Source organism: Cupriavidus sp. 8B, assembly GCF_054589115.1.
Genome location: NZ_BAAILO010000342.1, coordinates 1 through 291, shown reverse-complemented (window position 1 = coordinate 291; position 291 = coordinate 1). Strand labels below are relative to the sequence as shown.

The following is a 291-nucleotide window of genomic DNA, read 5'->3' as shown; positions in this document are numbered from 1 at the left end:
GTAGGGAACGTGGCGAGCCTCGGCGAACAAGCCGGCTTCCAGGAAGCGGGCTGCCAAATCCCGTGGCAGGTTCCAGCCAGCAGAGACGACAAACTCGTCACTGGCCAGCTCGACTTCGGGCAGGTTGGTGGTCAGCGAGCCATACGGCATCCCGTCATCCGCGCACCTGAGGGTGAGCGCGGCGCGATAGTTGGTCGAATACAACTGGACGTTAAGGCGAACACCGGGAGGGTGGCTGGCCAGGCCAGCGCCGTAGATGCGGTCGATCATGGTTGGGGTAACTCCGGAGGT

1 pseudogene is annotated in these 291 nt (G+C 63.6%); it reads right to left on the bottom strand.

Annotation, left to right across the window (positions count from 1 at the left end):
- Positions 1 to 270: pseudogene (locus tag ACYP5B_RS33650) on the bottom strand (hypothetical protein); the annotation flags it as partial.
- Positions 271 to 291 lie beyond the last annotated feature (21 nt).